18 protein-coding genes, 1 tRNA gene and 1 riboswitch are annotated in these 21,586 nt (G+C 69.1%); of the genes, 10 read left to right on the top strand and 9 right to left on the bottom strand.

The features are described from left to right. Positions 1–36 precede the first annotated feature (36 nt). Positions 37–265, bottom strand: a riboswitch (cobalamin riboswitch). Between the two features lie 59 nt (positions 266–324). Further along, the gene (yedA, locus tag OMP39_RS08295; protein ID WP_264891283.1) at positions 325–1,254 is read right to left on the bottom strand and encodes a drug/metabolite exporter YedA; all 930 of its coding nucleotides are present in this window, start codon (positions 1,252–1,254) and stop codon (positions 325–327) included. A gap of 149 nt (positions 1,255–1,403) precedes the next feature. On the opposite strand from yedA, the gene OMP39_RS08290 reads away from it, so the two are divergent. From OMP39_RS08290 to OMP39_RS08275, 4 genes are all read left to right on the top strand, one after another. After that, positions 1,404–1,889, top strand: coding sequence for an Lrp/AsnC family transcriptional regulator (locus OMP39_RS08290; RefSeq protein WP_264891282.1), 486 nt, complete (start codon positions 1,404–1,406; stop codon positions 1,887–1,889). Next, complete coding sequence (gene rraA / locus OMP39_RS08285) at positions 1,886–2,380, top strand: ribonuclease E activity regulator RraA (protein WP_264891281.1); 495 nt, start codon at positions 1,886–1,888, stop codon at positions 2,378–2,380. The genes OMP39_RS08290 and rraA overlap by 4 nt, the downstream gene beginning before the upstream one ends. Positions 2,381–2,680: 300 nt before the next feature. Next, a complete protein-coding gene (locus OMP39_RS08280) occupies positions 2,681–2,881 on the top strand; it encodes a hypothetical protein (protein ID WP_264891280.1) in 201 nt (66 codons plus the stop codon). Further along, positions 2,871–4,259: a GAF domain-containing protein gene (locus tag OMP39_RS08275; protein ID WP_264891279.1), complete on the top strand. Its 1,389-nt coding sequence runs from the start codon at positions 2,871–2,873 to the stop codon at positions 4,257–4,259. Before OMP39_RS08280 ends, OMP39_RS08275 begins: the two co-directional genes overlap by 11 nt. A 47-nt stretch (positions 4,260–4,306) precedes the next feature. On the opposite strand, the gene OMP39_RS08270 is transcribed toward OMP39_RS08275, so the two are convergent. The 3 genes from OMP39_RS08270 to mfd all read right to left on the bottom strand — a co-directional run bounded on the left by OMP39_RS08270 (position 4,307) and on the right by mfd (position 8,931). Continuing rightward, entirely contained in the window at positions 4,307–4,633 is a 327-nt protein-coding gene (locus OMP39_RS08270) for a hemerythrin domain-containing protein (protein ID WP_264891278.1), read from the bottom strand. 98 nt (positions 4,634–4,731) lie between these two features. Continuing rightward, on the bottom strand, positions 4,732–5,430 hold the full coding sequence (gene serB / locus OMP39_RS08265; protein WP_264891277.1) for a phosphoserine phosphatase SerB: 699 nt from the start codon (positions 5,428–5,430) through the stop codon (positions 4,732–4,734). A 15-nt stretch (positions 5,431–5,445) separates the two neighbouring features. After that, a complete protein-coding gene (mfd, locus tag OMP39_RS08260) occupies positions 5,446–8,931 on the bottom strand; it encodes a transcription-repair coupling factor (protein WP_264891276.1) in 3,486 nt (1,161 codons plus the stop codon). Positions 8,932–9,138: 207 nt separating this feature from the next. On the opposite strand from mfd, the gene ispD reads away from it, so the two are divergent. Both ispD and ispF read left to right on the top strand, forming a co-directional pair. Continuing rightward, entirely contained in the window at positions 9,139–9,825 is a 687-nt protein-coding gene (gene ispD / locus OMP39_RS08255; protein ID WP_264894500.1) for a 2-C-methyl-D-erythritol 4-phosphate cytidylyltransferase, read from the top strand. Next, complete coding sequence (gene ispF / locus OMP39_RS08250; protein ID WP_264894498.1) at positions 9,825–10,304, top strand: 2-C-methyl-D-erythritol 2,4-cyclodiphosphate synthase; 480 nt, start codon at positions 9,825–9,827, stop codon at positions 10,302–10,304. The genes ispD and ispF overlap by 1 nt, the downstream gene beginning before the upstream one ends. A 37-nt stretch (positions 10,305–10,341) precedes the next feature. On the opposite strand, the gene OMP39_RS08245 is transcribed toward ispF, so the two are convergent. Beyond that, on the bottom strand, positions 10,342–11,673 hold the full coding sequence (locus OMP39_RS08245) for a sensor histidine kinase (RefSeq protein WP_264891275.1): 1,332 nt from the start codon (positions 11,671–11,673) through the stop codon (positions 10,342–10,344). 231 nt (positions 11,674–11,904) lie between these two features. After that, positions 11,905–12,615, bottom strand: coding sequence for an osmolarity response regulator transcription factor OmpR (gene ompR / locus OMP39_RS08240; RefSeq protein WP_280925504.1), 711 nt, complete (start codon positions 12,613–12,615; stop codon positions 11,905–11,907). A 242-nt stretch (positions 12,616–12,857) separates the two neighbouring features. Here ompR and OMP39_RS08235 point away from each other — a divergent pair, with 242 nt between their 5' ends. Then, a complete protein-coding gene (locus OMP39_RS08235) occupies positions 12,858–13,589 on the top strand; it encodes an SIMPL domain-containing protein (protein WP_264891273.1) in 732 nt (243 codons plus the stop codon). A 65-nt stretch (positions 13,590–13,654) separates the two neighbouring features. Here the strand turns inward: OMP39_RS08235 and OMP39_RS08230 are convergent, their stop codons facing one another. Beyond that, positions 13,655–14,425, bottom strand: coding sequence for a 3-hydroxybutyrate dehydrogenase (locus OMP39_RS08230; protein WP_280925503.1), 771 nt, complete (start codon positions 14,423–14,425; stop codon positions 13,655–13,657). 109 nt (positions 14,426–14,534) lie between these two features. On the opposite strand from OMP39_RS08230, the gene OMP39_RS08225 reads away from it, so the two are divergent. The 3 genes from OMP39_RS08225 (at position 14,535) to OMP39_RS08215 (ending at position 17,786) form a co-directional block, all read left to right on the top strand. After that, entirely contained in the window at positions 14,535–15,413 is an 879-nt protein-coding gene (locus OMP39_RS08225; protein ID WP_264891272.1) for an alpha/beta fold hydrolase, read from the top strand. Next, positions 15,410–17,665, top strand: a complete 2,256-nt coding sequence (locus OMP39_RS08220; RefSeq protein WP_264891271.1) for a RelA/SpoT family protein — start codon at positions 15,410–15,412, stop codon at positions 17,663–17,665. Before OMP39_RS08225 ends, OMP39_RS08220 begins: the two co-directional genes overlap by 4 nt. Before the next feature lie 44 nt (positions 17,666–17,709). Beyond that, positions 17,710–17,786: transfer RNA gene (locus OMP39_RS08215), tRNA-Val, on the top strand. Between the two features lie 86 nt (positions 17,787–17,872). Here the strand turns inward: OMP39_RS08215 and OMP39_RS08210 are convergent. Then, entirely contained in the window at positions 17,873–18,865 is a 993-nt protein-coding gene (locus tag OMP39_RS08210) for a sodium:calcium antiporter (RefSeq protein ID WP_264891270.1), read from the bottom strand. Further along, positions 18,862–21,582: a cation-translocating P-type ATPase gene (locus OMP39_RS08205; RefSeq protein WP_264891269.1), complete on the bottom strand. Its 2,721-nt coding sequence runs from the start codon at positions 21,580–21,582 to the stop codon at positions 18,862–18,864. Before OMP39_RS08205 ends, OMP39_RS08210 begins: the two co-directional genes overlap by 4 nt. Positions 21,583–21,586 lie beyond the last annotated feature (4 nt).

The raw sequence follows: 21,586 nt of genomic DNA, 5'->3' as shown, positions 1-21,586 counted from the left end.
CTGCTTCCCCGCAGGCCGAGCACACGAACGCGCACGGGGCGCGTTCCCCTGTTGGCCGGTATCCGGGCTGACAGAGCAACCCCGGTCACCTTCCCAGCGCCGAAACGCCAGTGGTCGAGGACCGGAGCGGAAGCGCGAGGCTTCGTCTGCTTACCGTTGCGGGGGCAGCGCAGGTTGGAGTCCGGCGTGGCCGGCGGCTCTCCCTGCTTCCCGTTTAACTGCACGGCCGGACGGCCGCGCGAGCACCAACAGGAAACGATTGTACCGAGCCGTGCCCTGCGCCACGTTTGTGCGTGCGCAAGGGCAGGGTCCGCATGGGAGCCTCTATGTCCGGTGCGGACGGTGCGCGCCCGACGCCTTGCCGCGCAGCATCAGCACCACGCCCACGAGCACGATACCGGCGGCCAGCCACTCGTACCCCGTGACGTGCTCGCCGGCCACGAACACTCCGAGCAGCATCGCGATCACCGGGTTCACGAAGGTGTAACTGGAGGCCAACGCCGCGCTCGCCCGGGCGAGCAGCACCATGTAGGCATTGAAGGCGACGAGCGAGCCGAACACCACCAGGTAACCCCATGCCGCCACTGCCAGGGGCTGGGGCGGCCACTCGGGCGATTCGCCGGACAGCCACGCCATCGCCATCAGCAAGGCGCCGCCGCACAGCATCTCGCTCGCGAATCCCATCGCCCCGGGGGCGAGCGGCAGGCTGCGCTGGCTCAGCACGCTGCCCAGCGACCACCCGGCGCAGGCCATGGCGATCGCCGCCAGACCCGCCGGTGACGCCTGGAAGCCCGCGCCCTGAGTCAACAGCAGCACGCCTGCGAGGCCGACCACGATCCCCGCCGTTTCCCAACGCGTGGGCAAGAGCCCCCAGATGAGGTTGAGGGCCGCGATCATCAGCGGCACGACGGCGATGAACGCCACCACGAGCCCCGAGCCGACCGTCTGCTCCGCATAGGCGGTGCCGCCCATGCCGCCGCCCAGCATCAATGCCCCCACCACCGCCGCGTGCAACCACTGCCGGGCATTGGGCAGCGGGCGTCCGCGCCAGCGCATCCACGCCATGAGCAGTGCCCCGGCCACGAGAAACCGCGTCCCCATCTGAAAGAAAGGGGGAAAGCTCAAGAGCGCGTACTTGATCGCGAGGTAGGTCGACCCCCACACCAGCCAAGTGGCGGCGAGGCAGCCCACCAGGACGGGATCGAGGCGGTGCGCGGACGGGCCACGCGAGGCCAGGGTGCTCAGGCTGGTCATTTGACGTCGGATCCTCTTGTGCTTCTTGATGGCGCCGGGCGAGCCGGATGGACATCATCCTAAGAAGGCGGCGAACCGCGATACAGTGGAGATTCAAGGAAGTGGGCGTCATAATCCTTACGGATTGCGGCTTGCGGGAGGGCGGCGCCTTGAAAATCGATCTGGACCACTACGACACGCGCATCCTTGCCGAACTGCAGGCCGATGCCAGGCTCTCCATGGCCGAGCTGGGGCGGCGCGTCCACCTGAGCCAGCCCGCCGTCACCGAGCGCGTGCGCAAGCTGGAGGCCGCCGGCGTCATCACCGGCTACCGGGCGCGCGTCAATCTGGAGAAGCTCGGCTATGGCATCCGTGCGCTCGTGAGGGTCGGCCGCGCCGAGTACGCGCGGGTCGTCAAGCTGATCGAGCAGACGCCGGAGGTCGTCTCCGCCTACAACGTGACCGGCGAGGACAGCTGGGTCCTCGAAATCGCGGTGATCGACGTGGCCCACCTCGATGCGGTGGTGACGAAGTTCTGCATGCTGACCGAAACTTCCACTTCCATCATCTTGAACACCCCGCGCGAGCAGCGGCCCATGCTGCCGGCCCGCAGCGAAGATGTACGCCCTCCCATCAAGAAGGTACAAGACGCATGACCTCGACTTCGACCTGTGACTTGTGCGATGCGCACAAGAACGACGCCGACGGCGCCTTCCGCGTGCTGCCGCCCGTGTTTCGCGACTTCGGCGGGCGGCCGCGGTTCCAAGGGCGTGTGACCACGGTGAAGTGCTTCGAGGACAACTCGCTCGTCAAGGCCGCGGTCGACACCCCTGGCGAGGGGCGGGTGCTGGTCGTCGACGGTGGCGGCTCGCTGCGCCGCGCATTGCTGGGCGGCAACCTGGCCGCCGCTGCGGCGCGCAACGGCTGGGCCGGCGTGGTGATCGACGGCTGCGTGCGCGACGTGCTCGAGCTGCGCGAGTGCGACGTCGGCATTCGGGCCTTGGCGGCGATGCCCCTGCCCACCGAGAAGCGGCAGGAAGGCCAGCGTGACGTCCCAGTGCTCGTCCAAGGCGTGCTCGTGCGCCCGGGCGAGTGGCTGGTGGCCGATGAAGACGGCATCGTGGTGATGCCGGCGCCGACGGTCTGAGCATGAACGCGCCGGCCGTCATTCCGCCGGAGCATCTGGCCCACCTGTCGCGGCGCGTGTCCATCATCGCTGCGAGCCGGGGCCCGGGCTTGCGCCCGAGCATGCGCGCGGTCGGTTGCGAGGTGAAGCACGACCCTCTGCGCATTGCCGTGCTGCTGTCGGCCAATGCAGCGGCGCGGGTCCTCGAGGACGCACGCAACACCGACTGGATCGCGGTCGTCTTCAGCGAACCGAGCACGCGCCGTACCGTGCAGTTCAAGGGCCGGGAGATCACCTTCGCGCCCGCGGGCGGAGCACAGGTTGGCCGCCGACTACGTCGAGCGTCTCGTGGCCGAGCTTTCGGGACTCGGTTATCCCGCGGACGTGATTCGCGCGGTGCTGGCCCAGGAGCCGGGCGAACTCGTGCGCGTGGAGTTCACACCGGTCCTGTCGGTCGACCAGACGCCCGGCAGCCGAATGGCGGCGCTGGTGCCCGCCCAGGAGGATCGACGTGGCAGCTGACCTCACCGTCGATGACATCCGTCCGTGCTTGGAGGGCGCCATCCCGGCGATGATGGCCACCTGCGACCTGGCGGGAGTGCCCAACGTCGCCTACTTGTCGCAGGTCGAGTACGTCGACAGCCGCCACGTCGCGCTCTCGTTCCAGTTCTTCAACACCACGCGCAAGAACGTGCTCCAGAACCCGCAGGCCGAGATCCTGCTGGTTCACCCGCACACCGGGGGCCTGTACCGCTTGCAGGCGAGGTACCTGCGCACCGAGACCACCGGGCCGCTCTTCGAGCGCATGAAGGCACGGCTGTCGGGGATCGCATCCCACTCGGGCATGAGCGGAGTCTTCCGCTTGCAGGGGGCCGACCTCTACGAAGTCGAGCGGGTCGAGCACGTGCCCAAGCTCGACTTGCCGGTCACCACGCGGGGCAGTGGCTTGCTGGCGGCGCTGCGCCGCTGTTCGCAGCAGATCGCGCACTGCACCGATCTCGGCACACTGGTCCATACCTTGCTCGAGAGCCTGGAGCAGGAGCTGGGAATTCGCCACTCGATGATGCTGATGGTGGACGCGGCCGGGGAGCGGCTCTACACCGTGGCGAGCCGCGGCTACCCGGCATCCGGTGTGGGCTCGGAGGTCCCCATCGGGCGGGGCGTGATCGGCGTGGCGGCGCGCGAGCGCACTCCCGTGCGTATCAGCCACCTCACGGCCGAGTACACCTACAGCCAGGCCGTGCGCGAGAGTCTGGCACGCACGGGCCACGCGGACGCCCTCGAAACCGCGATTCCCTGGCCCGGGCTGCGCGAGCCGCACAGCCAGATGGCCGTTCCCGTGTTCGCGTCGGGCGAGCTGCTGGGCGTGCTCTTCGTCGAGAGCCCGGAGACCCTGCGGTTCAGCTACGACGACGAGGATGCGCTCGTGGCCTTGGCGGGCCAGCTGGGGCCGCTCATCCGTCAATGCCAGCTCCATGCAGAGGCCCCGGACGACCCGGTGTCGCCCGGGCAGCGAACGGAGGCCGAGCCACCGCCCGCGTCCCAGGCGGTGTCCGAACCCTCAGCATCCGGGTCCCCGTTGTTGGTCAGGTACTACCCGGTCGACGGCAGCGTCTTCTTCGGCGTGGACTACGTGATCAAGGGGGTGGCCGGGTCCATCCTGTGGACCTTGTTGCAGGAGTACGCATCCAGCGGCCGCTGCGACTTCACCAACCGCGAGCTCCGGCTGGACCCTCGCGTGAGGCTGCCCGACGTGTGCGACAACCTCGAGGCCCGACTGGTGCTGCTCAGGCAACGACTCGCCGAGCGCGACGGGGGCGTGACGCTGGAGAAGTCCGGCAGGGGCCGTCTGCGCCTGCGCGTGAGCCGCCCCCTGACCCTGCAAGACATGAACGCCTGACCGCCGCGATGGATTGCGCCGATGGGGGCGCCCGGCCCTCACTCGCCTCAGTGCGCGGCGACGTACTCCGGCCAGACCTGGGGCGCTGCCGGCAGTCCCAGTCCTTTCGCGAGCTTGTGCCAGTCGGTGGTGCTCAGTTTGGCGCGGGCGAGTCCGAGCACCGAGTCGAACACGGGAGGCGGCGCATGCATGCGCATGTCGCTCAACAGAGCCAGGCGCTCCTGCGCCGCGCTGCTCGGCAGGATCCATGCGAGCACGAGGCTCATCTCCTGAGGGTCGAGCGACGCGACCACGGACTGATGGAGGTGAGCCAGTTCGTCGTCCGTGTAGTGCGCCCACAGCACCGCGTTGTGCGCGGTTTCCTCGTAGTGCATGTGCGGAAGCGCCGCCGTGCGGCGCTGCTAAATCAATCGTCAGCAAACCCTAAAGAGTCCTTAATCCCTCCTTCTGGGGGAGGGCGCGGGGCGGCGGGTCAACGCTGCAGCACCTCGAGCAGCCGGTCGAGCCCGCCCTCATCGATGGCGACCATCGCTTGCTCACGCACCTTCGGCTTGGCGTGGTAGGCCACGCTCAGTCCCGCCTCGCCCATCATCGGCAGGTCGTTGGCCCCGTCGCCCACGGCGATGGCCTGCTGGGGCGAGCAGCCCACGTCGGCGCACATCGTCAGCAACTGGCGGCGCTTTTCCTCGCCATCGACGATCTCGCCGACCACGCGGCCCGTGAGCTTGCCGTCGACGATCTCCAGCACGTTGGATTTGGCGCGGTCCATGCCCAGCCGCTCGCACACCCGGTCCGCGAAGTGAGTGAACCCGCCGGAGACGAGCAGCGTCTTGAGCCCCGCTTCGCGGGCGGCGGCCACGAGTGCCTCCGCGCCGGGATTGAGTCTCAACCGTTCGCGGTACACCTCGTCCAGGGCCGAGGCGGGCGTGCCGGCCAGCAGCGAGAGGCGCCGCCTGAGGCTCTCTTTGAAATCCGGGATCTCGCCGCGCATGGCGGCCTCGGTGATCGCGGCCACCTCGGCCTTCTTGCCGACGGCCGCCGCGATCTCGTCGATGCACTCGATGTTGATGAGCGTCGAATCCATGTCGAAGGCGATGACCTTGAAGTCCGACAACTTCATCGGCGGCATCGCGATGCGAACGACCAGGCCGGGGGCGATCTCGGTGTACATGCGGGTGAGAGGGTGTCAGGCGGGTTGTGGTGCGGGCGCGCCGAGCGAGCGCAGCACGTCGCGGACGAACTGCGCGCGCTCCCGGGCGTCTTGCGTGGTCTTGTCGATGCGCAGCTTCTCGTTGCCGGCCAGCTTGATGTGCCGGTTCTTCTGCACGAGCTCGATGATGCGCATCGGGTCGACGGGCGGATTGGGCCGGAAGGTGATGTTGATGAGCTGCGGGCCGGCGTCGATCTTCAACACCCCATAGGGCTTGGCCAGCACGCGCAGCCGGTGCACGTCGAAGAGCGTCTGGCCCTGGGGCGGCAGTTTGCCGAAGCGGTCGGTCACCTCCTCGAGCAGAGCGTCGATTTGGTTCATCGTCTCGGCCGAGGCGAGCCGCTTGTACAAGCTCAGGCGCACATGCACGTCGCCGCAGTAGCTGTCGGGCAGCAGGGCCGGAGCGTGCAGATTGATCTCGGTGGTGGCCGTGAGCGGCGACAGCAGATCGGGCTCGCGGCCCGCCTTGAGCGAGCGCACGGCCTCGGCCAGCATGTCGTTGTAGAGCTGGAACCCCACTTCCTGCATGTTGCCGCTCTGGCTCTCGCCCAGCACCTCGCCCGCGCCGCGGATCTCCAGGTCGTGCATCGCGAGGTAGAAGCCGGAGCCCAGCTCCTCCATGTTCTGGATCGCCTCCAGACGCTGGGCCGCCTGCTTGGTCAGGCCCTCGATGTCGGGTACCAGCAGGTAGGCATACGCCTGGTGGTGCGAGCGACCCACACGCCCGCGCAGCTGGTGCAGTTGCGCCAGACCGAACTTGTCGGCGCGCGAGATGACGATGGTGTTCGCCGTGGGCACGTCGATGCCGGTCTCGATGATGGTCGAGCACAGGAGGATGTTGTAGCGCTGCGCGACGAAGTCGCGCATCACACGCTCCAACTCGCGCTCGGGCATCTGGCCGTGGGCCACGGCGATGCGGGCCTCGGGCAGCAGCTCCTGCAACTTCTGGCGTCGGTTCTCGATCGTCTCGACCTCGTTGTGCAGGAAGTACACCTGGCCGCCACGCTTCAGCTCGCGCAGCACCGCCTCGCGGATCACCCCGCTGGACTCGTTGCGCACGAAGGTCTTGATGGCCAGGCGCCGCTGCGGCGCAGTGGCGATGACCGAGAGGTCGCGCAGGCCCTCCAGCGCCATGCCCAGCGTGCGCGGAATGGGCGTGGCCGTGAGGGTGAGCACGTCCACCTCGGCACGCAGGGCCTTGATCGCCTCCTTGTGGCGCACGCCGAAGCGGTGCTCCTCGTCGATGATGAGCAGGCCCAGGCGCGCGAACTTCACGTCGGGCGACAGCAGCTTGTGCGTGCCCACGACGATGTCCACCGTGCCGTCGGCCAGGCCCTTGAGGGCGGTGTTCACCTCCTTGGTGGAGCGAAAGCGAGACAGCTCCGCCACCTTGACGGGCCAGTTGGCGAATCGGTCGCTGATCGTCTGGAAGTGCTGCTCCGCGAGCAGCGTCGTGGGAGCGAGCAGCGCCACCTGCTTGCCGCCCGTCACCGCGACGAAGGCCGCGCGCAGGGCGACCTCGGTCTTGCCGAAGCCCACGTCGCCGCACACCAGCCGGTCCATCGGCTTGGGGCTGATCATGTCCTGGATCACCGCGTGGATCGCGGCGGCCTGGTCCGGCGTCTCCTCGAAGCCAAAGCTCGCGGCGAAGGCCTCGTAGTCGTGCGGCGAGAAGCGGAAGGCAAAGCCCTCGCGCGCCGCGCGGCGGGCATAGAGGTTCAGAAGCTCGGCCGCGGTGTCGCGCACCTGCTCGGCCGCCTTGCGCTTGGCGCGCTCCCATTGCCCCGAGCCCAGCTTGTGCAGCGGCGCTTCCTCCGCGCTCACGCCGGTGTAGCGGCTGATGAGGTGCAGTTGGGCGACCGGCACGTACAGGGTCGCCTTGTCGGCGTACTCCAGGTGCAGGAACTCGGTCGGCCCGTCGCCGAGGTCCAGGTTCACCAGGCCCTGGTAGCGGCCGATGCCGTGGTTGGCATGCACGACCGGGTCGCCGACCTTCAGCTCCGAGAGATCTTTGATCAGCGCATCGACGTTGCTGGCCTGCTCCTGCTGGCGCCGGCGGCGGCGCCCGGTCGGCGGCAGGGCGAAGAGCTCCGTCTCCGTGACGAACTGGAGCCCGCGTTCTTCGCCCTCGCGGGCCCAGTGGAAGCCGGCGGCCAGCGGCGCGACGGCGATCGCGAACTTCTCGTCACCGGCCTCGAGGAAGGCGGCCAGGGAGTCCACCGTCGGGGGCTCGATGCGGTTGTCGCGCAGCAGCTCGAGCAGGCTCTCGCGGCGGCCGGCCGATTCGGCCACCAGCAACACCCGGTGAGGCGTCGCGGCCAGGTGGGCCTGCAGCTTGCGCAACGGCTCCGGCGCGCCGCGGTCGGCCGAGAGATCGGGCAGCGGCCGCGCCCAGTCCATCGCTTCGCTACCGCGCACGGCCAGCTGGGGGTAGGCATTGGCCCGCTGAAAGAACTCTTCCGGCTTGAGGAACAGGTCTTCCGGCGGCAGCAGGGGCCGCTCCGGGTCATGCTGCAAGAAGCGATGGCGCTCGCGCGTGTCGGCCCAGAAGCGCTTGAAGGCCTCGTCGATCTCGCCGTGCAGCACCACGGCTGCGCTCCCACCGCCCGCGGAACCGGCCGGATCGTGGCTCGCCAGGTAGTCGAACAGGGTGGCCGTCTCGTCGAAGAAGAGCGGCAAGTAGTACTCGATGCCCGCGGTGGCGATGCCGATGCCGATGTCCTTGTAGACGCGCGCTTTGCTCGGGTCTCCCTCGATGCGCTCGCGCCAACGCGCGCGAAACGCCGCTCGCGCCTCCTCATCCATCGGAAACTCGCGGCCCGGCAGCAGGCGCACTTCGGGCACCGGGTAGAGGCTGCGCTGCGTGTCCGGGTCGAAGGTGCGGATCGAATCGACCTCGTCGCCGAAGAGGTCCACGCGGTAGGGAACCGGCGAGCCCATCGGGAACAGGTCGATGAGCCCCCCGCGCACCGCATACTCGCCGGGCGAGACCACTTGACTCACGTGGCTGTAGCCCGCCAGCGTCAGCTGCGCCTTGAGCGAGGCCTCGTCGAGCCTCTCCTTCTGTTTGAAGTGGAAGGTGTAGGCGGCCAGGAACGAGGGCGGCGCCAGGCGACCCAGCGCCGTGGTCGCCGGCACCAGCACTGCGTCCAGGTCCTTCTGGCGGATGCGCCACAGCGTGGCGAGCCGCTCGGAGATCAGGTCCTGGTGCGGCGAGAACGTGTCGTAGGGCAGCGTTTCCCAGTCCGGGAAGACGGCACAGCGCAACTCCGGCGCGAAGAAGGAGAGCTCGTCTTGCAGCCGTTGGGCATCGGCGGGCTCGGCCGTGACGATGGCCACCAGTCGGCCGGAGGCGCGCTCGCGGCGCACGAAGTCGGCGAGCAGGAGCGCATCCGCCGAGCCCGGTGGCCGCGGGACGGTGTAGCGTTTGCCGGGAGCGATCGGCGGGATCTGCGTGGACATGCGCGCGGCGACAAAAGCAAATCGCCCCGAGAGGCGTCCTCGGGGCGACAACAATGCGGATTATAGAATTGCCGCCTTCTCCCGCAGGCCGCCCGGCCTCGTCCATCTTCCAGGCGTGGGCGACGCATCTGAGCCGTGCCCGTTGCACCGAACCGACCGAAGCCTTCCGTGAGCTGCGCTGCCGATCCTCGCGTCCGACCGGCGACCCTGCCCGAACCGCGGCTCTATGCCCTGGTGCCCTGCGCGGGTGTGGGGACGCGGGCCGGCCAAGGCGGACCCAAACAGTATGCGCGCCTGGCGGGCCGCCCTCTCGTGGCCCACACGCTGGAGGCGTTGCACCGCATACCGGAACTTGCCGGCGTGCTGGTCGTGCTCGCCCCGGGCGACGATCGCTTTGCTGCCGAGCTGCCGCAGTACGCCGGCTGGGTGGCGCATGTCGGGGGCGACACCCGCGCGGCCAGCGTCGCCGCGGGCTTGGAGGAACTGGTGCGCCGGGGCGCCCGCGCCGAGGACTGGGTGCTGGTGCACGATGCCGCGCGGTGCCTGGTGCAGCCCGAATGGGTCCAGACCCTGATCGCGGCGTGCCGCGACGATGAGGTGGGCGGCTTGCTTGCACTGCCCCTGGCCGACACGCTCAAGGAGGACGTCGCGGGCCGCAGCGCTGTCACGCTGGAGCGCCGGGGCAAGTGGCAGGCACAGACGCCGCAGATGTTTCGCCTGGGCCTGTTGCGCCGGGCGCTGACGCAGGCCCGCGGCGAAGTCACCGACGAAGCCAGTGCCGTCGAGCAACTGGGCCTGCGGCCGCGCCTGGTGCCGGGCTCGCTGGAGAACTTCAAGCTCACCTACCCGCAGGACTTCGAACTTGCGGAACGTCTTCTCAGGAGTCGCCCATGATGGATTTGCGCATCGGTGAGGGTTGGGACACCCACCGCCTGGTCGAGGGCCGGCCCCTGGTGCTGGGCGGGGTGGCGATTCCCCATCGCCGGGGTCTGCTCGGGCACTCCGATGCCGATGCGCTCCTGCACGCGATCACCGATGCGATTCTCGGGGCCGCGGCCCTGGGTGATATCGGTCGGCACTTCCCGGACACCGACCCTGCATTTCGTGCGGCCGATTCCACCGTACTGCTCGCCGAGGCCATGCGGCGCGTGCGCAACGCCGGCTACGAGCTCGTGAACCTGGACAGCACCATCGTCGCGCAGGCCCCCAAGATGGCCCCGCACATCCCCGCCATGCGCGCGTCGATCGCGCGCGCCCTGGGGTGCGACGTGGGGCAGGTCAACGTGAAGGCCAAGACGGCCGAGAAGCTCGGCCCGGTCGGCCTCGAGGAATCGATCGAGGCGCGCGCCATCGCACTGCTGCGCCGGGCCTGAGCAGGGCATCGCGCAGCCGCCCCGGCCGAGGGCGGCCTCAAGGCGCCTTCTTGAGCCGGATGCGGGCGACGAGCCCGGTGTCGGGCGGCGGGGCGTTGCTGAGCTCGAAGGTGCCGCCCATGCGCATGACGGTCTTTTCCACCACCGCGAGCCCGAGCCCTGCGCCCGTGGCCGCCGTGCGTGCGGCGTCGCCCCGGAAGAACGGCGTCGTCAGCTGCGAAAGCTTCTCCGGCGGCACGCCCGGCCCGTGATCCCGCACCGTCAGGATGACCCACGGCCCCGTGCGCGCATAGCTCACATCCACGTGCGCGACCCCGTCGTCGCTGCGCCCGTAGCGCCGTGCGTTCTCGAACAGGTTGGCGAGCACGCGGCCGAGTTCGGTGTCGTCGGCCATGACCTTGGTGTCGATCGCCACGCGAGAGGTGATCCGGATCTGGTTGGTGTCGCGAAACGCGGCGATCTCGCGGTCGACCACGCCGCTCAGATGCACCGGGACGAGCTTCACCTCCCCGGGGCGGGCGTAGTCCATGAACTTGTCGATGATCGCGTCGAGCTGGTCGATGTCGGCGGCCATGTTGCGGCGGGCCTCGTCGTCGTTGACGCTCATCTCCACCTCCAGCCGCAGGCGGGCCAGCGGGGTGCGCAGGTCGTGCGAAATGCCGGCCAGCATCACGGCGCGGTCTTCTTCCACCTTGGCGAGTTCTCGCGCCATGCGGTTGAAGCCCATGTTGACTTCGCGGATCTCGCTCGTGAGCGTTTCCTCGTCCAGTTGGGACTCGTACTCGCCCTCGCGGATGCGGCTGGCTGCGAACGACAGTTGCTTGAGCGGCTGGTTGATGAGGCGTGCCACCCCCGCTGAGCCGAGGATCGTCGCGAGCAGCGCGATGCTGACCCAGATGAACCAGGTGCGCCCGGCCACCGACTGAACCCGGCCGGGATCGACCTGCAACCAGTAGCGGTCATTCTCGATCGTGAAATCGATCCACAGGCCCGGCGTGCCGTTCACCGAGGTGGCGACGGTCGTCGTCGGACCCAGGCGCGACCGCAACTCCTGGCCGATGCGCCGGGTGAAGCGGTCCGTCTCGAAGGGCTCGTAGCGGTCGCCGGGCTCGCGCGGCTGGACCTTGATCGACTCCTGCTCGGAGATCGTCTTGAGCAGCGTCACGCGGTTGATGGAGTCCGCATAGCGCAGGGCCGCCCGCGACAGGTTCACCAGGCTCGCCAACTGCTGCGCGGCCTGCACGGCGCGGGGCTCGAACTCGAGTGCGCGGAAGGTCTGGACCCACGCGAAGATGCCGAAACCGAGCAGGACCCCCAGAAGGATGAAGGTGCGCCAGAAGAGGCTGAGCGTCAGGCGTTTGCGCGGCATCGAAAAGCGGATGGGGCGGCCCGGCAAGGCCGGATGGCGGGAAGTTCAACTCGTCAGGCCGCCAAGTATCGGGCACAAAAAACCCGGCGAGGCCGGGTTTTCTTGAAGGGGAGGGCGCCGAACGCAGAGCAGTCGGACCGGCTGCGGGGCGTCCGGCGGGGCCTGCGTCGTAGCCCCGGGCAGACGCCCCATGGCGTTCCGGCCCCGTCTGCTGGCGGCTGGGCGCCGGCCTCAGGAGGTGCCGTCAGGCACGAAGACGTAGCCGACGCCCCACACCGTCTGGATGTAGCGAGGCTGCGACGGATCGGGCTCGATCATCTTGCGCAGACGCGAGATCTGGACGTCCAGGCTGCGATCGAAGGGCTCGAACTCGCGCCCGCGGGCGAGCTGGGCGAGCTTGTCGCGCGACAGCGGCTGCCGCGGGTGCCGCACCAGCGCCTTGAGCATCGAGAACTCGCCGGTCGTCAGCGGAATCTGCTCGCCGTCCTTGGTGAGCCGGCGCAAGGCAAGGTCGAACTCGAACGGGCCGAAGGTGACCGTCTGCGGCTCCTTGGCCGGGGCGCCGGGCGCTTCGAGCGTCGGGCGGCGGCGCAACACGGCATGGATGCGCGCCAGCAGCTCCCGCGGGTTGAAGGGCTTGGGCAGGTAGTCGTCTGCACCGACCTCCAGGCCCACGATGCGGTCGACGTCTTCCACCTTGGCCGTCAGCATGATGATGGGGGTGGCGTCGTTCGCGGCGCGCAAGCGTCGGCAGATGGACAGGCCGTCCTCCCCGGGCAGCATCAGGTCGAGCACGATCAGGTCGATCGTCTCGCGGGTCAGCACTCGGTTGAGCGCCTTGGCGTCCTCGGCCAGCAGCACTTCGAAGCCTTCCTGCGTCAGATAGCGGCGCAGGAGGTCGCGGATGCGCGCATCATCGTCGACGACAACGATGCGATCCATCCGGCCGTTGGGCGATTGAGAAGTCATGGGCAAAGCTCCCGAACTTGTAACAGGCGGGATTGTGTCGGGGCCGAACCGGCAATTTTGGGCAGCCTGACCGACTGTTACAAATCTTGCGCCTGTCGACAGGCGCTGACAAGGCCTAGATGCGAGGCGTGTGGGGTTGAGCGGTGGCCGGCTCCGGCGGAGCGGAGCTCGCCGCCACAATGGCCCCTTCGTTCGGTCCCCCGGAAAGGAATCCAATGACTCGACGCCTCCTGCCGCGGCACGCCGTGGCCGGTCCGCTCCTCGCCTTGGCCGCGGCCCTGGTCCAGGCCCAGCCCCGGCCCCAGCCCCAGCCCGAAACCGCGCTCGTGAACGTCGTCCACCTGCAGGCCGCAGCCAGCCTCGACGTGCCCAGAGACCTGCTCAGCATCACCCTGACGGCGGTGCGAGAGGGCACGGAGGCGGCCCAGGTGCAGGCTGCGCTGAAGCAAACGCTGGACGCGGCCCTCGCCGAAGCCCGCCGCCTCGCGCGCCCAGGCGACATGGAGGTGCGCACGGGCAACTTCTCGCTCTACCCCCGCTACGGCAACCAGGGCCGCATGAGCGGCTGGCAGGGCCAGGCCGAACTGGTGCTGGAGGGCCGCGACATGAACCTGATCGCCCAGGCGGCGGGTCGCTTGTCCGGGATGAACGTCACTCAGGTCGCCCAGGGGCTGTCGCGCGAGGCACTCGCCCGTCACGAGGCCGAAGTGACTGAGCGGGCGATCGCCAATTACCGGGCCAAGGCCACGGAGATCGCCCGCCAGTTCGGATTCAACGGCTACGTCTTGCGCGAGGTGCAGGTGTCCACCGGTGAGCCGCCGCGCCTTCCCGTGCCGGTGGCGATGCGCGCCAAGGCGGCCGCCGCGGAGGACGCCGCACCGGTGCCGGTCGAGATGGGCAAGGGCACGATCACGGCCACCGTGTCGGGCAGCGTGGTGCTCAAGTAGGACGCAAGCAGGAACTGGAGCCCGCTGCTCGAGCGGGCTCATCCTCTCTCGGGGGTGTCACTGGGTCACTGGGCGACCCAACCCCCGTCCACGTTCCAGGCCACGCCGCGCACATTGACGGCGGCTTCGGAACAGAGGAAGACGGCCAGCTCTCCCAACTGCTCGGGGGTCGTGAATTGCAGCGAAGGCTGCTTTTCGCCCAGCAGCCGCCGCTTGGCCTCCTCGACGCTCACGCCATCGCGCGCGGCGCGGTCATCCACCTGCTTCTGGACCAGCGGGGTGAGGACCCAGCCGGGGCAGATCGCGTTGACCGTCACGCCGGTGGTCGCGGTTTCCAGTGCCACGGCCTTCGTGAAGCCGACGATGCCGTGCTTGGCCGCCACGTAGGCCGACTTCTGCGCGGAGGCGACCAGGCCGTGCGCCGAGGCGACGTTGATGATGCGGCCCCAGTTGCGCTGCTTCATCGCCGGCAGCGCCAGGCGGGTGGTGTGAAAGGCCGAGCTGAGGTTGATGGCGAGAATCGCGTCCCACTTCTCGACGGGGAAGTCCTCGACGTTCGCCACATGCTGAATACCGGCGTTGTTGACGAGGATGTCCACCGCGCCGAACTCGCGTTCGGCATAGCGCATCATGTCCTCGATCTCGGCCGGCTTGCTCATGTCGGCGCCGTGATAGCCGGTCTTGACGCCCAGCCGCTCGACGGACTGGCGCGCCGCCTCGACATCGCCGAAGCCGTTGAGCACGACCTGCGCGCCTTGCCGCGCCAGCGCCTGGGCGATGCCCAGGCCGATGCCGCTCGTGGAACCGGTGACGAGAGCGGTCTTGCCTTTCAACATGATCTGTCCTCTTTGATATGGTTGCGAAAGCGGCGACAAGCGTTGCCGATTATCGGAGATCGATCCCGGCCCGCGCCGGGGCGAGAGCACCTTCGGAGGACCTGCACCCATGAGCGAACCGCGCCTGGACTTCGTTCAATGCCTGGACGGCCAAGGCCTGCATCGCATGGCCTACTGGGAATGGGGCGACCCCCACAACCCCAAGGTACTGGTGTGCGTGCACGGGCTCTCCAGGCAGGGGCGCGACTTCGACACCCTGGCCCGCGCCTTGCGCAAAGACTACCGCGTGGTGTGCCCCGACGTGGTCGGGCGGGGCCGCTCCGACTGGCTGGGCGACCCCATGGGCTACCAGATTCCTGCCTACGTGGCCGACATGGTCACGCTGCTGGCTCGGCTGAGGGCGGAGACGCTCGACTGGGTCGGCACGTCGATGGGCGGGCTGATCGGGCTCGGGGTGGCCTCGCTGTCCGGCAGCCCGATCCGCAAGCTGGTGCTCAACGACGTGGGGCCCACGATCGAGGCGCAGGCGCTGCAACGCATCGGCAGCTACTTGGGCCGGGTGCCGCGGTTCGGGTCGCTGGAGGAGGCGGCGGACTACTTCTGGTCGATCAGTCAGGGCTTCGGGCCTCACTCCCGGGAGCAATGGCTGGCGCTGACCGAGCCGATGCTGCGGCCGGTGACGGACACCCACGGCCGCGCCTTCGTACCGCACTACGATCCTCGCATCGCCGTGCCCTTTCATGCCGTCACACCCGAGGCTGCAGCCGCCGCCCAGGCCGCGCTCTGGCAGCGTTACGACGCCGTGCGGGCCCGCACGTTGGTGCTGCGGGGAGAGCAGTCCGACTTGTTGACCCGCGAGACCGCGCTCGAGATGACCCGGCGCGGCCCGCACGCCCGTTTGCACGAATTTCCCGGTGTCGGCCATGCGCCGACCCTGGTGGCACCCGAGCAGATCGCCGTGGTGCAGGAGTTTTTGCTGTCCGCATGAAGACCGGATTGCTCGACAAGCCGCCCGAGGCGGCACCCATCGTCCAGCTGGTGGGCGACGAGGCGGGCGAGACACGTGCCGCCCGCAGCACCGCCGAAGGGCTGGCGCAGGAGCTGGCGCGCCTGGAGCAGGCGCGCGCCTTTGCCGCGCCGCTCCTGGCCGGCCACACGCTCGACACGCAGGAAGACGCGTTGGAGCACGCCGACGGCGTGGCCACCATCCTGCGCGGCATCGGGGCCTCGGCCTCGATGCAGGCGGCCGTCTACCTGGTGTACGTGAGCGAGTACCTCAACAAGCCGGAGGAGGTCATCGCCAAGGCCTTCGGGCCGTCCTACGCGAGCCTGGTCGCGGCCACGCGCAAGCTGGTGCAGATCCAGCGCAACGCCCGCGACGCGCTCCTCGGAGACGAGGCCCGCGCCGAGCAGATGGAGCGCGTGCGCAAGATGCTGCTGGCCTTCTCCCGCGACCTGCGGGTGGTGCTGCTGCGGCTGGCCTCGCGCCTGCAGACGCTGCGCTACTACGCTGCCGCCAAGCGCGACTGCCCGCTCGTGCTCGCTCGCGAGTCGCTGCAGGTGTTCGCACCGCTGGCCAACCGTCTCGGCATCTGGCAGATCAAGTGGGAGCTCGAGGACCTGTCGTTCCGCTTCCTCGAGCCCGAGCAGTACAAGCGCATCGCGCGCATGCTCGACGAGAAGCGCCTGGAGCGCGAGCAGGTCGTCGAGGCCGCTCGCCAGCATGTGGCGCAGCTGCTCGCGCGCCACGGCATCTCGGCCGAAGTGCAGGGCCGGCCGAAGCACATCTACAGCATCTGGAAGAAGATGCGCGGCAAGCAGCTCGACTTCGACCACGTCTACGATCTGCGCGCGCTGCGCGTTATCGTGCCGACGGTGCGCGACTGCTACACCGTGCTCAGCCTGGTGCACGAGGCCTACCGCCCTCTGCCCGAGGAGTTCGACGACTACATCGCGCGGCCCAAGCCCAATGGCTACCAGTCGCTGCACACTGTCGTCTTCGACGAGCGCGGGCGCCCGATCGAGATCCAGATCCGCACCCGCGAGATGCACGAGCACGCCGAGCATGGCGTGGCCGCTCACTGGGCGTACAAGGAGGCCGGCACCAAGGGGTACGCCGGTGTGACGGCCGCCGGCGACTTCGAGATGCAGGTGGCCGAGGCCCGTCGGGCGGTGCTGCGGCAGTTGCTGGCCTGGGAGCGCGACTTCTCCGGCCAGGCCGAAGGGGCGGCCAACGTCTTCGACGACCGCATCTACGTCTTCACGCCCCAGGCGGCCATCGTCGAGCTGCCGAAGGACGCCACCCCGATCGACTTCGCCTACACCGTGCACACCGACCTCGGCCACCGCTGTCGCGGCGCGCGCGTGGACGGGGTGATGGTGCCGCTGCACACGCCGCTCAAGAGCGGGCAGACGGTGGAGGTGATCGCAGCCAAGGAGGGCGGCCCCTCCATGGACTGGCTGAACCCGGAGCTGGGGTATCTCAAGAGCCCCCGCGCGCGCGCCAAAGTGCGCGCGTGGTTCAACGCCCTGGCCCAACAGCAGACGATCGCCCGCGGACGCGAACTGGTCGAGAAGCTCCTGCAACGCGAAGGCCGCACCGCAATCAAGCTGGAGGACCTGGCCGGCCAGCTCGGCTTCAAGAGCGCGGACGCCTTGTTCGAGGTGGTCGGCAAGGACGAGTACTCGCTGCGCAACATCGAGCAGTTGCTGCGTCCCAGCGAGCCCGCGCCGACGACCGATGAAGTCATCGCCCTCAAGAAGTCGCGCGCCAGCGAGGGCGGGGCACCGCGGGGCGGCGTGCTGGTGGTCGGCATCGAGTCGCTGCTCACGCAACTGGCGCGCTGCTGCAAGCCGGCGCCGCCCGACGCGATCGGCGGCTTCGTCACCAAAGGCAAGGGGGTGGCCATCCACCGCACCGACTGCCCCAACTTCCGTGAGATCGCCGGGCGCCATCCGGAGCGCGTCATCGCGGTGGAATGGGGCGTGCCGGCCGGGGACAAGCCGGCGGTCTATCCCGTCGACGTGATGGTGCAGGCCAGCGACCGGCAGGGACTCCTGCGCGACATCCTGGAAGTGTTTGCCAAGGAGAAGATGAACGTCGTCGGCGTCAACACCCAGACGGTGCGTGACGTCGCCTCGATGACGTTCACCGTGGAGGTCTCAGACTCGGCGCGTGTGGCGTCTGTGCTGAACCACGTCGCCCAGGTGCCGGGGGTGCGCATCGCCCGGCGGCGATAGGCCTTGTTCGGTCGTCAAAGTGATGCTATAGTTTCAGCTTTCGCAGGCGCGTAGCTCAGCTGGTTAGAGCACCACCTTGACATGGTGGGGGTCGTTGGTTCGAGTCCAATCGCGCCTACCAAATTCCGAAGCCCCGGGGCCCTTGGCTGCCGGGGCTTTCTGCTTCTTGCTCGCACTGCCGCCGAAAGCGACGGCAGTGGCGACGGCTCACGCTCCGTGCAAGAAGACGAAGGTTGCGTTCAGTCCGTAGGCCGCCAGGAGCCCCACGCTGATCCAGCTGACCGAGCGGAGCACGCGGCCCCGCGGCCGCATCACCAGGCCCACGATCACCAGGCCCGTCATCATCACGGCGGCTCCCGAGGTGCCCACGTGCACGGGCGATGCGTCCGCCAGCAGGGGGCCGCGCAGGTAGAACAGGTCGTCCACGGCCAGGATGATCAGATTGAACAGATTGCTGCCCAGCAGGTTGCCAATGGCCATGTCCAAGGCCCCCAGCCGCAGCGCCGAGAGCGTGACGGCGACCTCGGGCAGCGTCGTGACGACAGCCATGAACAGGGTGCCCACGAAGCTGCGGCTCCAGCCCAGCTGAGTCGCCAGTTCGTCGGCCAGGTTGGGAAGCCAGCTGCCCGCAGCCAGCACCACGAGCGCGGCGGCGCCGAAACGTCGCAGGTCGCGTGTGGGGGAGGTGCGCGTGCCGCGGCCGGTTGGAGTGGAGCGAGCACCCTCGTGGGCGAACACGCACCGCAGACCGAGCAGATACAGCGCCAGCAGCACAGGGCTGTACAGCCCGAGGTTGAACGCCACGGGGGCCCGCGCACCGAGCATCAGGCTGATCACGACGAATCCCAGCATCACGACCCCGAAAGCAGCAGCGAGCAGATGTGAAGCACTGGCTTGCCGGTACATCGGCTCGTAGCGCTGGAGCAGATCGACGACGGCCAGGAACAGGAGATTGAACACGCAGGCCCCGAGGACGTTGCCGACCGCGAGGTTCGGCGCGTCCACCCACACGACGGCGCTGATGCCGCAGGCCAGCTCGGGCAGCGATGTGACGGTGGCGAGCAAGGCGAGGCCCACCCAGCCTCGGCCCCAGCCGTAGGTGTCGGCGAGGCGGTCGGCGCTCACGCTCAGCACGTATCCCGCCACTGCGATGAGTGCGGCGCACAGCGCGAATTGCGCGATCACCCACGCCATCGTCATGCCCCCCTCGGGCGCGTCGCGCCTACCAGGAGCTTGCGTGCTTCTTCCACCCACAGTACGAGGCTCGCCAAAGCCGCCAAAGGGATGAGCGAGGCCGGTGGTAACGGCACGGTGTGGAAGAGGGTGTTCATGGCCGGAGCATAGAGGACGGCGATCTGCAGGCCGACGCTCAACGCCAGTCCGCCGGCAAGCCATGGGTTGCGCAACAACCGCGGCCCGAGGGCAGAGGCGGTCGCCGACTGGCAGTTCAGCACGTTGAACCACTGACACATGGCCAGCACCGTGAAGGTCTCGGTGCGCACCAGGGCCTCGGGGACCCCCTGCGACAGCCGCCATGCAAACCAGCCGAAGGTGACGGCCGCGATCGTCGGGGTCATCAGCGCAATGCGCTGCAGCATGTCCTTGCCCAACAAGCGGTCGTCCCTCGAGACGGGGCGGCGTCGCATCTCGTCGCCTTCCGGCGGGTCCATCACCAGGTTCACGGTGACCGTGCCCTCCGTGACGATGTTGATCCACAGGATCTGGACGGCCGCCAGCGGCAGTGGAAAGCCGCCGAGCAACGCCAGCAGCAGCACCAGCACTTCCGCCATCGAGGTGGCAAACAGGTAGAGCACCACCTTCTTGACGTTGTTGTAGACGACCCGACCCTGCTCGACGGCCGCGACGATGGTGGCGAAGTTGTCATCGGTGACCACGATCTTGGATGCGCTCTTGGCCACCTCGGTGCCCGTCACGCCCATGGCCACCCCGACGTCGGCCCGAGCGAGGGCGGGGGCGTCGTTGACGCCGTCGCCGGTCATTGCGACCACCTCGCCGCGCGCTTGCAGTGCTTCGACGATGCGCAGCTTCTGAGCGGGCTGCACGCGTGCGAACACGGCGATCGACGGCAACTCGTCGCGCAGCTCTGCTTCGCCCATGCGCTCCAGCTCCATGCCGTCCACCGCGCGATCGCCGGGCCTCGCGATGCCCAGTTCCCGGGCGATGGCCAGCCCCGTGAGCTTGTGGTCGCCGGTCACCATCACCGGCCGGATGCCCGCCCGGCGACACTCAGCGACGGCGGCCTTCACCTCCTCGCGAGGCGGGTCGATCTGGCCGACGAGGCCAAGCAGGCGTACCCGTCCCGCCAGGGCGTCGAACCCTTGGGCCGGGTCGAGCTCGCCGTCGTCCACCGAGCCGAAGGCCAGTACGCGCAGCGCCCGCGAGGCCATCGCCTCGGAGGCCGCCCGGGCCGCGGCCAAGGTGTCGTGGTGCATGCCCTTGGCCAGCCTCAGCACGGCCTCCGGTGCGCCTTTGACCATCACCGTGTGGCACGCACCCGGCAGACGGTGGCGCGTGGCCATCAGCTTGGCGTCGGAGTCGAACGGCAGCTCCGTTTCACGGGGCGACTGCTCGCGCAGCGCGGCGAGATCGATGCCCGCCTTGGCCGCAAGGACGAGGAGCGCTCCTTCCGTCGGGTCTCCCAGTACCGTCCAGGCCGCGCGTTCCTCCTCCGGGGGCGCGAGTTCGGCATCGTTGCACAGGGCCGCCGCGGCAAGCAGGTCGTGCAGTGACGGCTCGCTCGTATCCGCCGGCCGACCTTCCTCGAGCAGCTCGCCTTGCGGCGCGTAGCCGATGCCGCCCACGGTGATGCGACGGCCGGGCCCGCCCGGCGCCGGCAGCCAGAGCTCGACGGCCGTGATCTCGTTGCGGGTCAACGTGCCGGTCTTGTCACTGCAGATGACGGTCGTCGACCCGAGCGTCTCGACGGCCGAGAGACGGCGGATGAGGGCGCCTCGCTCGGCCATGCGTTGCATGCCGACGGCCAGCGCGATCGTCATCGCCACCGGCAGGCCCTCGGGGACCATCGAAACCATCTGGCTGATCGCGACCATCAGCACGTCGGGCAGGGGCAGCGAGCGCCACATCCCGAGCAGCACCACCAGCACGAACAGGCCCAGCGCTGCTGCGACGAGTGCCCGGCCGAACTGGTCGAGCCGCCGCTCCAGCGGTGTCTTGGGCTCGTCGGCGTGTTCGGTCAGGCGGGCAATGCGGCCGACCTCCGTGCGCTCGCCGGTGGCGATGACCAGTGCGACCGCCCGACCGGCCGTGACGTGCGTGCCCGCATACACCATGTCGCGTCGGTCGGCGAGGCCGGTGGCCTCGGGGACGGCCGTGGAGGACTTGCTGACCGGGACCGATTCGCCGGTCAGGGCCGCCTCGGCCACCTGCAACTGCGCGTCCTCCAGCAGCCTCGCGTCGGCCGCCACCGCATCGCCGGCCGACAGCAGCATCAGGTCGCCGGGCACGAGCTCGGCGGCCTGCACCGAATGTTCCACTCCACCGCGCCGCACGCGAACGTGCAGGGTCGACAGCCGCCGCAAGGCGGCCATCGACCGCTCGGCCCGACCCTCCTGGAAGGTGCCGATCATCGCGTTGACCAGCACGACCGCGAGGATCACACCGGCGTCGCCACGGTGGCCGAGCGCGACCGCCAGCACGGACGCTGCAAACAGGATGTAGATCAGCGGGCTCTTGAACTGGCGCGCGAAGGTCCGCCAAAGGGGCCGGGGCGGCGGTTCGGGCAGGGCGTTGGGCCCGTACTGCGCGAGGAGGCGCAGGGCGGCCTGCGCATCCAGCCCGTGCTGCGGATCGGTGCCACAGCGACGAAGCGCCTCCTCGACACTCAGGGCATGCCAAGGGGCTGTGGTGTCGGGATCATCGGTGGTGGTCGGCGGCACGCCG

Origin of the sequence: Schlegelella aquatica, from assembly GCF_026013905.1 — a bacterium.
Taxonomy (GTDB): Bacteria; Pseudomonadota; Gammaproteobacteria; order Burkholderiales; family Burkholderiaceae_C; genus Caldimonas; species Caldimonas aquatica.
The sequence above is the reverse complement of the archived record's forward strand: the minus strand, read 5'-3'. Positions and strand labels throughout refer to the sequence as shown.